At 52.7% G+C, this 13,248-nt stretch carries 15 protein-coding genes and 1 pseudogene; all 16 read left to right on the forward strand.

Going from position 1 to position 13,248, the window contains the following annotated elements:
- The first annotated feature begins 27 nt into the window (after positions 1-27).
- The 16 genes and pseudogenes from spoIIIAG (at position 28) to ahrC (ending at position 13,236) form a co-directional block, all read left to right on the forward strand.
- Positions 28-675: a stage III sporulation protein AG gene (spoIIIAG, locus tag FPL14_RS26190; protein ID WP_182300480.1), complete on the forward strand. Its 648-nt coding sequence runs from the start codon at positions 28-30 to the stop codon at positions 673-675.
- 39 nt (positions 676-714) lie between these two features.
- A complete protein-coding gene (locus tag FPL14_RS26195) occupies positions 715-1,383 on the forward strand; it encodes a SpoIIIAH-like family protein (RefSeq protein WP_182300481.1) in 669 nt (222 codons plus the stop codon).
- Positions 1,384-1,610: 227 nt separating this feature from the next.
- Positions 1,611-2,098: pseudogene (accB, locus tag FPL14_RS26200) on the forward strand (acetyl-CoA carboxylase biotin carboxyl carrier protein).
- A gap of 19 nt (positions 2,099-2,117) precedes the next feature.
- Positions 2,118-3,503, forward strand: a complete 1,386-nt coding sequence (gene accC, locus FPL14_RS26205; RefSeq protein WP_182300482.1) for an acetyl-CoA carboxylase biotin carboxylase subunit — start codon at positions 2,118-2,120, stop codon at positions 3,501-3,503.
- Between the two features lie 113 nt (positions 3,504-3,616).
- Positions 3,617-4,024: an Asp23/Gls24 family envelope stress response protein gene (locus tag FPL14_RS26210; RefSeq protein WP_182300483.1), complete on the forward strand. Its 408-nt coding sequence runs from the start codon at positions 3,617-3,619 to the stop codon at positions 4,022-4,024.
- A gap of 215 nt (positions 4,025-4,239) precedes the next feature.
- Positions 4,240-4,803 (forward strand): alkaline shock response membrane anchor protein AmaP, encoded by a 564-nt coding sequence (amaP, locus tag FPL14_RS26215; RefSeq protein ID WP_182300484.1) that lies wholly within the window; start codon positions 4,240-4,242, stop codon positions 4,801-4,803.
- A 16-nt stretch (positions 4,804-4,819) separates the two neighbouring features.
- Entirely contained in the window at positions 4,820-5,050 is a 231-nt protein-coding gene (locus FPL14_RS26220) for a DUF2273 domain-containing protein (RefSeq protein ID WP_182300485.1), read from the forward strand.
- Between the two features lie 170 nt (positions 5,051-5,220).
- Positions 5,221-5,682, forward strand: coding sequence for a transcription antitermination factor NusB (nusB, locus tag FPL14_RS26225; RefSeq protein ID WP_182300486.1), 462 nt, complete (start codon positions 5,221-5,223; stop codon positions 5,680-5,682).
- Entirely contained in the window at positions 5,679-6,530 is an 852-nt protein-coding gene (folD, locus tag FPL14_RS26230; protein WP_182300487.1) for a bifunctional methylenetetrahydrofolate dehydrogenase/methenyltetrahydrofolate cyclohydrolase FolD, read from the forward strand. Before nusB ends, folD begins: the two co-directional genes overlap by 4 nt.
- Positions 6,531-6,545: 15 nt before the next feature.
- On the forward strand, positions 6,546-7,907 hold the full coding sequence (gene xseA, locus FPL14_RS26235) for an exodeoxyribonuclease VII large subunit (RefSeq protein ID WP_182300488.1): 1,362 nt from the start codon (positions 6,546-6,548) through the stop codon (positions 7,905-7,907).
- Positions 7,900-8,178: an exodeoxyribonuclease VII small subunit gene (xseB, locus tag FPL14_RS26240; protein WP_182300489.1), complete on the forward strand. Its 279-nt coding sequence runs from the start codon at positions 7,900-7,902 to the stop codon at positions 8,176-8,178. The genes xseA and xseB overlap by 8 nt, the downstream gene beginning before the upstream one ends.
- Positions 8,179-8,203: 25 nt before the next feature.
- Complete coding sequence (locus FPL14_RS26245) at positions 8,204-9,115, forward strand: polyprenyl synthetase family protein (RefSeq protein ID WP_407644629.1); 912 nt, start codon at positions 8,204-8,206, stop codon at positions 9,113-9,115.
- A gap of 171 nt (positions 9,116-9,286) precedes the next feature.
- On the forward strand, positions 9,287-11,182 hold the full coding sequence (dxs, locus tag FPL14_RS26250) for a 1-deoxy-D-xylulose-5-phosphate synthase (protein WP_182300490.1): 1,896 nt from the start codon (positions 9,287-9,289) through the stop codon (positions 11,180-11,182).
- Positions 11,182-12,048, forward strand: coding sequence for a TlyA family RNA methyltransferase (locus tag FPL14_RS26255; RefSeq protein WP_182300491.1), 867 nt, complete (start codon positions 11,182-11,184; stop codon positions 12,046-12,048). The genes dxs and FPL14_RS26255 overlap by 1 nt, the downstream gene beginning before the upstream one ends.
- A gap of 268 nt (positions 12,049-12,316) precedes the next feature.
- Positions 12,317-12,790, forward strand: coding sequence for a hypothetical protein (locus tag FPL14_RS26260; RefSeq protein WP_182300492.1), 474 nt, complete (start codon positions 12,317-12,319; stop codon positions 12,788-12,790).
- Positions 12,787-13,236, forward strand: a complete 450-nt coding sequence (gene ahrC / locus FPL14_RS26265) for a transcriptional regulator AhrC/ArgR (protein ID WP_182300493.1) — start codon at positions 12,787-12,789, stop codon at positions 13,234-13,236. The genes FPL14_RS26260 and ahrC overlap by 4 nt, the downstream gene beginning before the upstream one ends.
- Positions 13,237-13,248: the final 12 nt, after the last annotated feature.

Consider the following 13,248-nt stretch of genomic DNA (forward strand, 5'->3'; position numbering starts at 1 on the left):
CTAGTCCATTCACATGGGAGGTGCGAAATGGCAAAGTGGCTACAGCAACTGGAATCGTTCATCGGCGGCGGCTCGGGCGGACCGCGCAGAGTCAAGGCGTTCCGGTGGCTCGTGTTGATCGGATTGATCGGCGCAGCCCTGCTCCTCGCGGCTTCCATGTTGAATGTCAAACCGCTGGATCCCGCTAAGGATCCGGATCTGTCTCCGCCGCGCGACGAGGATATTCCTCAGCAAGAAGCGTTCATGGGAAGCGTAGAGAAGAAAGGGACTTCCTTCGCGGACATTGAATCCGAATACGAGGGCAGGCTGAAGGAACTGCTGGAACGGATCGTCGGGGTCGGGACGGTGGACGTCTTGGTAACGGTCGATTCGACGGAAGAAACGGTCGTCCAGCTCAACGAGAAAATGGTATCGACGATCACGGACGAGACGGATCGCAACGGGGCCAAGCGGCATATTACGGATATCTCGAAGGACGGCCAAGTCGTGTTGTACGAGGTGTCGGGCAGTCAATCTCCAATCGTCGTGAAGAAGCTTAAAGCCCGTATTCGCGGGGTTCTAATCGTGGCGAAGGGAGCGGAGAACGCTACCGTTCATAAACTTATCGCCGAAGCGGTTTCCCGCGGAATCGACGTGCCGATTCATCGAATATCCGTCGTGCCGCGCAAATCATAGCGGCAAATCAAATGATACGAAATTGGGAGGAATGGAAAAATGAACAACAAACGCCAAACGATATGGTTGGTCTCGATGCTTAGCTTGATGGTGATTTTGTCCGCTTACTATTTGTTCACAGAGGATGCCCCGACGAATTCGACCGGTACGGAAGCTACCCAATTGCTAGATGAAACGGGCAAAGCGGCCGCCTCGTCCAATCCGGAGGGGGTTACGGTAACGGAGGAGGAGCCTTTAACGGACGAACTTGCAGGGGTGAATTCGGACGGAACAAGCGGCGGGATCGCTTCGGGGGAAGGTTCCAAAGGAACCGCGCCCGACGACGAAACCGTGCTTAAAGGAATCAACAACGCGACCGGCCACGAGCTGATCGACAAGATCGCGTTGGAAGAACAGATCAAGATTAGCAAATTGTCGGAAGAATTGTACGCGAAAATAGCGAGCAACTCCAAGGTCAGCCAAGAAGAGGCGACAAGCGCGGCGGAAGAATTGGATCGGCTGGAAGACAAGGATTTGCGAATTACGAGCCTGCAGGAAAAATTGCTTCAGGAATACGATAACGCGGTCGTTTCCGAAGTGGATACCAATTTCAAGGTCATCGTATTGAGCGACAAGCTGGAGAAGAAGCAAGCGATCGGAATCATCGATTTGGCTACCAAAGAGCTTAACGTGACGCCGGATCGCGTAACGGTGCAATACGTGAAATAATGATTTCCGATACCGAGACGCGCGACGAACCGAAGCGGGGAGACGGTCCCGAAAGTAGATTGCAACTCTACTTTCCGGATGTCTCCCCGTTTGTGCGTTTCCCTGCCTGCTTTAAGCGGAAGATGGCATAACTCTTTCCATTTCGGTCGATTATGGTATAATAGTTCCGTTATGGGATCGAACATGCTTTCTTTAGACGGGGAATCCCGAATCAAGGAGTGACCGAGATGTTTAAGCTGAGCGAAATTAAAGAATTGATCAAATTAGTAGACCAAACTACCGTACATGAATTGGAAATTGAGAACGAAGGTATGCGGTTATCGATTCGCAAACCGGGTCGCACGGAAGTCGTTAACGTGCAAACGCCCCAACTTTCTCATACATACCTGCCGCCAGTACAGACAGCCGTGCAAGCGCCTGCGGTTGCCGCCGCTCCCGTTCCTGAAGCGAAAGCTTCGCCGCGGATCAATCCAATCTTCACCGTATCGTATCTCCGATGGTCGGAACCTTCTATCGTTCTCCGTCTCCGGATGCATCCGCTTTCGTGAACATCGGAGACAAAGTATCCGACAAAACGGTCGTATGTATTTTGGAAGCGATGAAGTTGATGAACCCTTTGGAAGCCGAAGTGAAGGGCGAGATCGTAGATATTCTCGTGGAGAACGGACAGCTCGTCGAATTCGGCCAACCGCTATTCCTAGTGAAGCCGGAATAATCCCGAGGAGGATGTCATTTTGAAATTTAATAAGATTTTGGTCGCTAATCGCGGCGAAATCGCGGTTAGAATTATCCGCGCCTGCCGGGAACTGGGAATATCCACCGTAGCGGTATATTCCGAAGCCGACCGGGAATCGTTGCACGTACGATTAGCAGACGAAGCCTATTGCATCGGACCGACAGCGTCCAAAGACAGTTATTTGAACTTGACGAACATTATGAGCGTTGCTACGTTAACGGATTGCGACGCCATTCATCCGGGATACGGATTCCTTTCTGAAAACGCCGATTTCGCGGATATCTGCGAAACTTGCAATATTACGTTTATCGGTCCGTCGTCGGTCGCGATCAGCCGCATGGGAGACAAGTCGGTTGCCAAGCAAACGATGAAGGACGCGGACGTGCCCGTCATACCCGGATCCGACGGCTTGCTCGAGGATCTCGACGACGCGATACGCGTTGCCCGCGAAATCGGATATCCGGTCATTATTAAAGCGACTGCCGGCGGCGGCGGACGCGGAATTCGGATCGCGGAGAACGAAGAAATGCTCGTTCGCGAGATTACGACCGCGCAACAGGAAGCGGAAAAAGCTTTCGGCAATGCCGGCGTATATCTCGAGAAATATTTGACGGGCATGAAGCACGTGGAAATTCAGATTATCGCCGATAAGCACGGCAACGTCGTGCATCTAGGCGAACGCGATTGCTCCGTGCAACGTCGCCGCCAGAAGCTGGTCGAAGAAGCCCCGTGCTCGATCATGACGCCGGAACTGCGCAATCGGATGGGGCAGGCTTCCGTACGGGCCGCCAAAGCCGTCAATTATTCCGGAGCGGGCACGATCGAATACTTGTTAGGTTCCGATGGGAATTTTTACTTCATGGAGATGAACACCCGTATTCAGGTAGAGCATCCCGTGACGGAAATGATTACCGGGATCGACCTGATCAAAGAAATGATCGCCGTTGCCGAGGGCGCGCCGCTTTCCTTCAAGCAGGAAGACGTGAAGTTCGACGGATGGGCGATCGAATGCCGCATTAACGCGGAAGATTCGGAACGCAATTTCATGCCTTCCGCCGGTCGAATCGGCTTCTACTTGCCGCCGGGCGGTCCGGGAGTACGGGTTGACAGCGCTGCTTATCCGCAGTACGTGATTTCTCCCCATTACGACTCCATGATCGCGAAGTTGATCGTTTGGGCGCCGACGCGCGACGAAGCGATCGCAAGAACTCGCCGCGCGTTAAGTGAATTCATGGTAGAGGGCGTGAAGACGACGATTCCGTTCCACATGAAGCTGATGAACCATCCGATCTTCAACAAGGGCACTTTCGATATTAAGTTTTTGGAAGAGCATGATATTAACGGCGAGAACGAAGCTTCGCCTGAGAACGGTTCTTCGAACTAATTTCAGGCCAAGCGTTTGTCATAATAATCCGGGAATGCTATATTTATAAGTAGTGAAGGCGAATGCTCGGACTTACTTAGATCTGCTCCGGGTATGTGGAGGTGGAACTACGCATGGAAACGATAGCTCCGGATTACGAACGGACGGACATGGGCACCATTGAGATCGCGCCGGAAGTCATTGAAGTGATTGCCGGTCTAGCGACTGTGGAAGTCGATGGCGTTGCGGGCATGAGCGGTGGACTTTCCTCTGGAATCGCTGAACTGTTGGGACGCAAAAATTTGTCCAAAGGCGTTAAAGTGGAAGTCGGGCAACGCGAAGCCGCTGTTGACGTATCGATCATTGTCCAATATGGACGCCGGATTCCGGAAATTTCAACCGAAATTCAACGTAACGTCAAACGCTCGATCGAGACAATGACCGGATTGAATGTTGTTGAAGTCAACGTACATATACACGACGTTCACTTCAAAGCGGGCGACAAGCCTGAAGAAGATGAATCGCATGTACGTGTCCGATAATGATGTGACCGCAACCTGATTTCCGCGGGAACGGCATAACCTCCGGTCTGCGGATGACGGCCCTCTGACGAGAAGTTCCTTCAGGGAACTCTCGCAGAGGCCTTTTTCGCAATCCCGGAGGACATTTTCTTGTCGGTAACAGTTCATTGCTTAGCTTCGTGATCAAAAGATGACTTTTTGAACTACCTCTATGAGGAAACAGGAGGGCTCTAACGTTGGCTAAAGTGTTGGACAGGCTGCTTCTATTTTTGTACAGCGTCGTCATCGGGATCGCATCCATTGTGGCAATCGTGGCTGCCAGCGGCGGGTTTTCAGAGGAATGGCTGAAGGAAGTCGTATCCGATTTTACCGGCGACGTGCGTGCAGTTCAGGGCTCGGTCATCGGGGCCGGTATTATTCTATTGCTCCTAAGCATTAGATTTTTCGTCGTTTCCGTTCGCCGGGACGGCAATTCCGCACCGTCTATCAATCAACGGACAGAGCACGGCGATATCCGGATTTCCGTGGAGACGGTCGAGAACCTCGCTCTCAAGGCGGCATCCAGGACACGCGGAGTGAAGGACCTGCGCGCTCGCGTAAGGGTGTCCGAAGCCGGGCTTGGAATTTTGATTAAGGCATTCGTAGAAGGAGAAGGCTCTATTCCTACGATGTCGGAAGAGATGCAGCGCACGGTGTCGCAGCAGATCGAAGAAGCTACGGGCATCCCGGTCGCGGAAGTGTCCGTATTCATCGCGAACGTCACGCAAGCGCCTACTACCTTTAAAAGCCGTGTAGAATAGGAGGGGACGACCGCCAATGTGGAAAGACTGGTGGGAAACCTTCGGGGGGAGAATCGCCGGCGTTGCGGCAGGCCTTCTGTTCGGCATTATTTATTTGATTAGCGGATTTTGGGACATGCTTTTTTGCGCTTTGCTCATTGGCATCGGATATTGGATTGGAAAGCACAAGGATGAACGACGCGGACCTGTATTGCCGTTGGATAAGCTGACGGAATGGGTGAACGATCGTTGGCCTTGGTCACGATAATCCCTGTGATGTTCTTGCCCAGGCAGGAACGGTGGAGCTTTCGCAAGCTCCGCAGTTTCCGATGGAAGAGAGGCTCATGGGTTTTTTTGTTTTTTATAGTTAGCAGCCTCTAATCGCAACATAATAAATCGGGATTAGGATTTAACGATTACGATCGTTCGGGAGGAAACATGAAGCGCAGACTCGCAAGGGAAATCGTGGTACAAAGCTTGTACCAAATAGAGATGAACGGCGTGACCGGCGATGAGGCCGTCAATATCGTCATGGAAGAAGCTCGTCAAGACAACGAGATCGGAACCGATGTAGCAGAACTGAAGAGCATCGATGCGTTTACGCGCGAATTGGTGCAAGGCGTCAAGGACAAGCAAGAGATTATCGACCAGAGCCTCGTCGTTTATTTAACGGGCTGGCAAGTGGAACGCTTATCCCGAGTGGATAGGCAAATTTTGCGTTTGGCCGTATACGAGCTGATGTTCCGCAAGGAAGTGCCCGCTAAAGTCGTCATTAACGAAGCCATAGAATTGGCTAAACATTTCGGCTTGGAAGAGAACGGGAAGTTCGTAAACGGGGTACTCGGACGGATGTTGAGAGAAAGAGAAGAAAACCAAACGCAGGAGGAAGACAAACAGTGAGCGCTCAAATCATCTACGGTAAACAAATTTCGGATACGATTCGCGAAGAGCTGCTTCAAGAAGTCGAGCAACTGAAGCAGCAAGGAATTACGCCGGGCTTGGTTGTCATTCTAGTCGGGGAAGATCCCGCGTCTCAGGTGTACGTGAGAAACAAAGCGAAAGCATGCGAACAGCTGGGCTACCACTCGGAAGTCATCAGGGTGCCCGCCGAGACGACTCAGGAAGAGTTGCTTGCTCTGATCCAGAAGTATAACGAGCAGCGCAATATTCACGGTATTCTTGTTCAGCTTCCCCTGCCGAAGCACATCGAGGAAAAAGCGATCATCGATGCGATCTCCGTCGAGAAGGACGTAGACGGGTTCCATCCTGAAAGCGTCGGCAATCTGATGATCGGGGACGATGCGCTGTTGCCTTGCACTCCATCGGGCGTAATCGAGTTGCTTAAGAGAACGGGCAACTCTCCGGCGGGCAAGCATGCGGTAGTCATCGGCCGAAGCAACATCGTCGGCAAACCGGTAGCCATGCTGTTGCTGCGCGAGAACGCAACGGTCACGATCTGCCACTCGCGTACTCCGAACATTGCGGAGATCGCGCGCCAAGCGGATATTCTCGTCGTTGGAGTCGGCGTGCCGAAGCTCGTGAAGAAGGACTGGGTTAAGCCGGGAGCCGTCGTGATCGACGTCGGCGTTAACCGTTTGCCGGATGGCAAGCTGTGCGGAGACGTGGACTACGACGATGTATTCGACGTAGCCGGCTGGATCACTCCGGTGCCGGGCGGCGTAGGACCGATGACCATCACGATGTTGATGGCGAACACGTTGAAGTCCGCGAAGAAAGCAAGAGGCTAGGAAGGAGCCAAAGCGATGGAACCGGCTCGCGCTTTAAGCATCCGCGATATCAATCGCCTCATTAAGATGAAGCTAGAAGGCGACTCCGGACTCCAAGACATCTGGCTGAGAGGCGAAATTTCCAACTTTACGTTTCACTCCAGCGGCCATATGTATTTTACTCTTAAGGACGAGGGCGCAAGGCTTAAGTGCATTATGTTCGCTTCCCATAACGCGAGGCTTCCGTTCGCTCCGAAGGACGGGATGAAGGTACTTGCGCGCGGAGGCATTTCCGTATACGAGAGAGACGGCCAATATCAATTTTACGCGACGGCCATGCAGCCGGACGGTATTGGAAGCCTTTATCTGGCGTTCGAGCAGTTGAAGAAAAAGCTCGAAGCGGAAGGGCTGTTCCAAGACCGCCTCAAGCGCGCATTGCCGCGTTATCCCCGTACGGTGGGCGTTATTACTTCGCCGACGGGAGCCGCGGTGAGGGATATCCTGATCACGCTTGAGCGCCGGAATCCCGGCGTGCATGTGTTGTTGTATCCCGTTGCCGTACAAGGCACCAGTGCCGCGCCGTCCATAGTGAAAGCCATTAAGGCGATGAACGCGCTCGGCGAGGCGGATGTGCTTATCGTGGGTAGAGGCGGCGGCTCCTTGGAGGAATTGTGGGCATTCAACGAGGAAGCGGTCGCCAGAGCCATTAGAGCATCGGGAATTCCCGTTATCTCCGCGGTTGGACATGAAACGGACTTTACGATATCCGATTTCGCGGCGGATCTAAGAGCTGCTACGCCTACGGCTGCTGCCGAGCTTGCGGTTGTGCATTGCGGCGAGCTTAAACAAGGACTCGTTCATCTTGAGCAAAGAATGGCTAAATCGTTAATCGGTTTGCTTGGCAAAGCCCGCGAGAGATGGCAGCATGCGGCGAGATCTCCTTATTTCACGCAGCCGAGACGAAGCCTGCTCGTGCAAGCGGAGCGGCTCGACCGATTAAGAGACCGCATGCAATATCGGATTCGTACCGAGCAAGCGAAAGCCCAAGAACGATGGACACGTTTGAACGGAAGATTATCCTCGGTTAATCCGAATCAACAAGCGGCGTTCGCGCGCAAGCGGATGACGGCGGCGTCGCGAGGACTCGAACTAGCCATGAACGGGATTTTGCGTCATCGCCAAAACCAGTTCGGCTCGCTTGTTCGGCATTTGGACGCGCTTAGTCCGTTGAAGGTCATGTCTCGCGGCTATAGCTTGGTATACGACGAGCAAGAGAAATCATTGGTCCGTACGATCAATGAAGTGCAACCTGGGGACCTGATCCGCGTTAAATTATTGGACGGAAAGCTGGATTGCCAAGTATGGGGGATTCACGGGGAGGAGAAATCAAATGGCTAAAAACGGCGCAGCCGGAAATACGGCAAAAGAAATTGAAGCTCCAGCTCTTACGTTCGAGCAGGCGATGGAGAATTTGGAAACGATCGTAGCCAAGCTCGAGAGCGGAGACGTGCCGCTCGAAACCGCCATTGAGCTCTTCCAAGAAGGGATGTCCCTTTCCAAATTGTGCGGTCAGAAGCTAGAACAAGTAGAGCGTCGCATCGAAATGCTGGTGGAAGGCGACGCGGGGCTGCAGCGTAAACCTTTCGCTGGGACGAAAGAAGAAGCATAAGCTTCGGGAGACAAGGGGTATAAACGTGACGACTTCGGTGGGAATACATACCTATTTAGAACAAAAGCGAGAAATCGTGGAGAAAGCGCTAACGACGGTTTTTCCGGCGGAATGGGCCGTGCCGGGCAAGCTGCGCGAAGCGATGGACTATTCTCTGCTCGCAGGAGGTAAACGATTGCGCCCGATTCTCGTGCTGGCAGCCGCGCAAGCGGTCTCCGGCAGCGATGAAGGGGAAGCGCGGGCATTACCTTTCGCTTGCGCGGTGGAAATGATCCATACCTATTCTCTTATTCATGACGATCTGCCGGCGATGGACAATGACGATTATCGCCGAGGCAGGCTGACGAATCATAAAGTTTTCGGGGACGCGATGGCTATTTTGGCCGGCGACGGGTTATTAACCCATGCTTTCCATGTCGTTACGCAGGCGGCTAAGTTGGGAGTTCCGTCTGAACGCGTGTTGGCAGTCGCAGAGGAACTGGCTAATTACTCGGGCATTTCGGGTATGGTCGGCGGCCAAGTGGACGACATGCTCGGAGAACAAGGAGTCACGTCGTTACGGCAGCTGGAAAACATACATTTGCACAAAACGAGCGATTTGATTGCATTCTCGCTAAGAGCGGGCGGTCATGCGTCGTCGGCCGACGATACGCAATTAGCGGCATTCGGCTTGTTCGGGCGCAACGTCGGACTTGCGTTCCAGATCCAAGACGACATTCTTGACTTGACGGGAACCGAAGCGAAGCTTGGCAAACCGGTAAAGAGCGACGAGCGCCAGGAGAAGGTGACTTATCCGTTCTTGATGGGCTTGGACGAGAGCCGCAAGCGGGTCGTGGAACTGACGATGGAAGCAAACGAAACGTTGCTGCAAGCCGGGCTGGCCAAACCGGATAAACTGATCGCCATCGCGGATTATTTGCTCAACAGGGACCATTGATCGACGTAGTCCCCGGTAGCTTGCCGAGTTCTTTAATCGCTCAGCGGCTATTGGGGCTTTTTTTTTGCCGCCATCCCTTCGTTGCATGGCGAACTGCGCAGAAATTTGGGCATTGTTCGGGGATATGGTATAATAGCGCTAATATCCATTTGGGGAAAGCGGGGAACAAACTTGCTGCTCGAGCATATCGACAGTCCGACCGACTTAAAGAAATTATCGCTACCCGAACTTCCTCAGTTGGCTGAAGAAATTCGGCATTTTCTTATACAGAAGTTATCCGCGACAGGGGGGCACCTCGCGCCGAATTTAGGCGTGGTGGAACTTACGCTGGCGTTGCATTATTTGTATAACAGCCCGGAAGACAAATTTATTTTCGACGTTGGACATCAAGCTTACGTTCATAAAATTTTGACGGGCCGTCAGAATCGATTCGACACGTTGCGGCAGAAGGACGGATTATGCGGCTTCGTCAAACGCAACGAAAGCGAGCATGACGTATGGGAAGCCGGCCATAGCAGCACTTCATTGTCTGCAGCAATGGGCATGGCTTTAGCTCGCGATTACAAAGGCGGGTCCAACAAGGTCGTTGCGATTATCGGCGACGGGGCTCTGACGGGCGGGATGGCGCTCGAAGCGCTGAACCATATCGGCCATGAGAAGCGCAAGCTGATGGTCGTGCTTAACGATAACGAAATGTCCATCGCTCCTAACGTGGGAGCCATTCATAATTATTTAGGCAAGGTTAGATCCGAGAAAATCTACCGCAAAGCAAAAGACGAGCTCGAATGGTTGCTGCGCAAAGTGCCGGCGATCGGAGGCAAGCTTGCCCGCACGGCCGAGCATGTCAAAGATAGCTTGAGATACTTGATCGCTCCCGACGGGATGTTGTTCGAGGAATTCGGGCTTAAATATTTCGGACCGGTCGACGGACATGACATCAACAAGCTGTTGGAAGCCTTCAACCAAGCCGATAACGTTGACGGGCCCGTGCTTGTTCACGTATTGACGGTGAAGGGCAAAGGGTACTCTCCGGCAGAGCAGGATTCGCACAAATGGCACGGCGTTTCGGGGGCGTACAAGATCGAATCCGGCCAAGTCGTGAAGCCGGTCGGTCCTCCGATGTACACGGAAGTGTTCGGGAACGCCTTGATCGAGCTTGCTGATCGGGATAAGCGGATTATCGCGGTTACGCCTGCGATGCCCGGCGGATCAGGGTTGCTTAAATTCGCCGAGAAATATCCGCACCGAATGATCGATGTCGGAATCGCCGAACAGCATGCCGCTACGATGTCCGCGGCGCTAGCCATGGAAGGAATGAAACCCGTATTCGCGGTGTATTCGACTTTCTTGCAACGGGCTTACGATCAAGTCGTACACGATATTTGCAGGCAAAACCTTAACGTCATCTTCGCTATCGACCGGGCCGGCTTCGTCGGCGCGGACGGAGAGACGCACCAAGGAGTATACGATATTGCTTTTCTAAGACACGTTCCTAACATGGTGCTCATGATGCCTAAAGACGAGAACGAGCTTAGAAATATGATGAAGACGGCAGTGGAATACGACGCGGGACCGATAGCGGTTCGTTATCCGCGGATTGCCGGAACCGGAGTAGCCTTCGACGACGAGATGAGCACGATCGAGATCGGGACATGGGAAACGGTGCGCGAAGGCGACTATGCGGCGGTATTGGCGATCGGACCGATGGTACAAGTGGCGGAAGAAGCTTCCGAGTTGCTTAAGCGCGACGGAATTAACATTCGCGTGATCAATGCGCGGTTCGTTAAACCGCTGGATGAGAAGATGCTATTAGCCTTGGCGAAAGAGCGAATTCCTCTAATGGTAGTCGAAGAAGGATCTGTTCAGGGCGGGTTAGGCAGCGCTATCCTTGAATTCTACGCCTTGCAAGGAATCCAGCCGGCTTCAATCCAGCTCGCGGGCGTACCGGATCTGTTCATCGAGCATGCTTCGATTAAAGAGCAACGCGTCGAAACCGGTTTGACGGCCGAAGATATTGCTAAGCAATTGGCATCCCTCGCAGTACGCAAAAGGCAAAGGGCGACGTAATGGACAAATCGACAGCCACTAAAGAACGGTTAGATGTTTTATTGCTCGAACTAGGCTATTACGAGAGCCGGGAAAAAGCAAAAGCGGCCATCATGGCAGGATTGGTCTTCATTGGAACGGAACGAGTGGATAAGGCGGGGACGAAGGTGCCGCGCGACGCCGCGATATCCGTTAAAGGCGCGCTTCACCCTTACGTCAGTAGAGGCGGACTGAAGCTGGAAAAGGCGATCAAGCATTTCGGATTGCAATTGCGGGATGCCGTTATGATCGATATCGGCGCTTCTACGGGAGGGTTCACCGATTGCGCTCTGCAGAATGGCGCATCGCGAGTGTACGCGGTAGACGTCGGATACAATCAATTAGATTACTCGTTGCGTCAAGATAACCGGGTTCAGGTTCTGGAGCGAACGAACTTCCGGCATATGACGTTAGAGCAATTGGACGGTCCGAAGCCTAGTTTCGCTTCTATCGATGTTTCGTTCATTTCTCTTAAGCTTATTTTACCGGTGCTTGCCGAATTGCTTGAACGTGGCGGAACGACCGTAGCGCTCATTAAACCTCAGTTCGAAGCGGGCAGGGAGCAAGTCAGCAAAGCCGCCGGGATCATTCGTGATCCGTCCGTTCATGCAAGCGTTCTTAAGGAAGTGCTGACGGCTGCTCATGAATTCGGATTCGAGCTTAAAGGACTTACGTTCTCGCCGATTACGGGAGGCGAGGGCAATATTGAATTTCTTGCCTACTTCCGGTTAGCTAACTTGGAGGAGCCGATTGCCGAGCTTGCGGATGACGAGTTGACCAACATGATTAAGATGACTGTCGAAGAAGCGAATTCCACTTTCAAGCGCAGTCCCGCAACTTCAAAATAATGATTGCCCGGTTGACCCGGAGCTGCCGAAGAACGGCCGGAGCGCTAGAACCGGATCGTCGGCATGCTTCGGGTTTTGTCACGATTCGGCATGTTATCCGTTTGGGCTTGCGAAAGAGGATAATCCGGGTTCGATCTCGAAAGAAAAGAGTGCATGAGAACATCATGTCCAGACAGCGCGAGTTCCAATAGGGTACTTCGTATCCATTGGAACAAACCTCATACAGCCTATATTCATCCGTAAGACGGAATGATCGGGAGGTTTGCGTTTGGATAAGTTTGGAGATTGGCTCATTATGCTGGTCGCGGCCGGCATTATGATAGGGTGGGCATTCAGGCGGTTCGACCGCTGGCTTCACGAGCCTCCGGGTTCAAGGTTGCGAAAGCTTGCTCGGGATGGAGGCGTCGAGCTGGATGATAACGTTCAACTTCTGAGAGAGCATGAATACGAAGTTTTGTCCGGCAAGCATCGAATTCCCCTCGGTGTCGCATTGGACGATGGCCCTGTTATGCCGACGCGCCTTTATTTCGATTATTTGGCGACTAAGGACGACAAGTATTACTTGGTAAAAGTAGAGCGGGCAAGGCTGCCGTTCGATTGGACGGCAAGCGGGTTGCGCGAGCGGTTGCTCGTATACGCCTTATTATTCCCGGATTGCGATGGAATCGTAGTCGTACTTGCGCAAGCGCAGGAAAAACAATTAAAAACGGTAAGATTCAAAGTGGAGGCTGGCGAGGAATGAAAGGACCACGGCAACGTAAAATTCGCGAGTTAATCGGTTCGCGCGAGATCGAGACGCAAGAGGAGCTCGTCGAAGTGCTTAGCTTGGAAGGAATGCAAGTAACGCAAGCAACGGTGTCGCGAGATATTAAAGAGATGCAATTGATCAAAGTGCCGCTGGAAGACGGTAGATATAAATATTCCATGCCGCAGGATCAACGTTTCAATCCGGCTCATAAGCTGAAACGCGCTTTGCTTGACCACTTCGTAAGCGCGGATTCCGCGGAAAATCTGGCGGTATTGAAATGTTTGCCCGGCACGGCGGGGACGATCGCGGCGTTGATCGACGGAATGGACTGGCCTGAAATCATAGGTACGATCGGCGGAGACGACACGACGCTCCTCATTTGCAAAACCAAAGCTCATGGAGAAGAAGTGTTGGAGCGCATTAATGAGATGATGCAATAAAGAAGAATCCTT

Source organism: Cohnella cholangitidis (assembly GCF_014107495.1).
Classification (GTDB): Bacteria; Bacillota; Bacilli; order Paenibacillales; family Paenibacillaceae; genus Cohnella; species Cohnella cholangitidis.

Coding starts and splice junctions, on each gene's coding strand:
- spoIIIAG (WP_182300480.1), top strand. CDS start 28: ATGGCAAAGTGGCTACAGCAACTGGAATCGTTCATCGGCGGCGGCTCG.
- FPL14_RS26195 (WP_182300481.1), top strand. CDS start 715: ATGAACAACAAACGCCAAACGATATGGTTGGTCTCGATGCTTAGCTTG.
- FPL14_RS26210 (WP_182300483.1), top strand. CDS start 3,617: ATGGAAACGATAGCTCCGGATTACGAACGGACGGACATGGGCACCATT.
- FPL14_RS26220 (WP_182300485.1), top strand. CDS start 4,820: ATGTGGAAAGACTGGTGGGAAACCTTCGGGGGGAGAATCGCCGGCGTT.
- nusB (WP_182300486.1), top strand. CDS start 5,221: ATGAAGCGCAGACTCGCAAGGGAAATCGTGGTACAAAGCTTGTACCAA.
- xseA (WP_182300488.1), top strand. CDS start 6,546: ATGGAACCGGCTCGCGCTTTAAGCATCCGCGATATCAATCGCCTCATT.
- xseB (WP_182300489.1), top strand. CDS start 7,900: ATGGCTAAAAACGGCGCAGCCGGAAATACGGCAAAAGAAATTGAAGCT.
- FPL14_RS26255 (WP_182300491.1), top strand. CDS start 11,182: ATGGACAAATCGACAGCCACTAAAGAACGGTTAGATGTTTTATTGCTC.
- ahrC (WP_182300493.1), top strand. CDS start 12,787: ATGAAAGGACCACGGCAACGTAAAATTCGCGAGTTAATCGGTTCGCGC.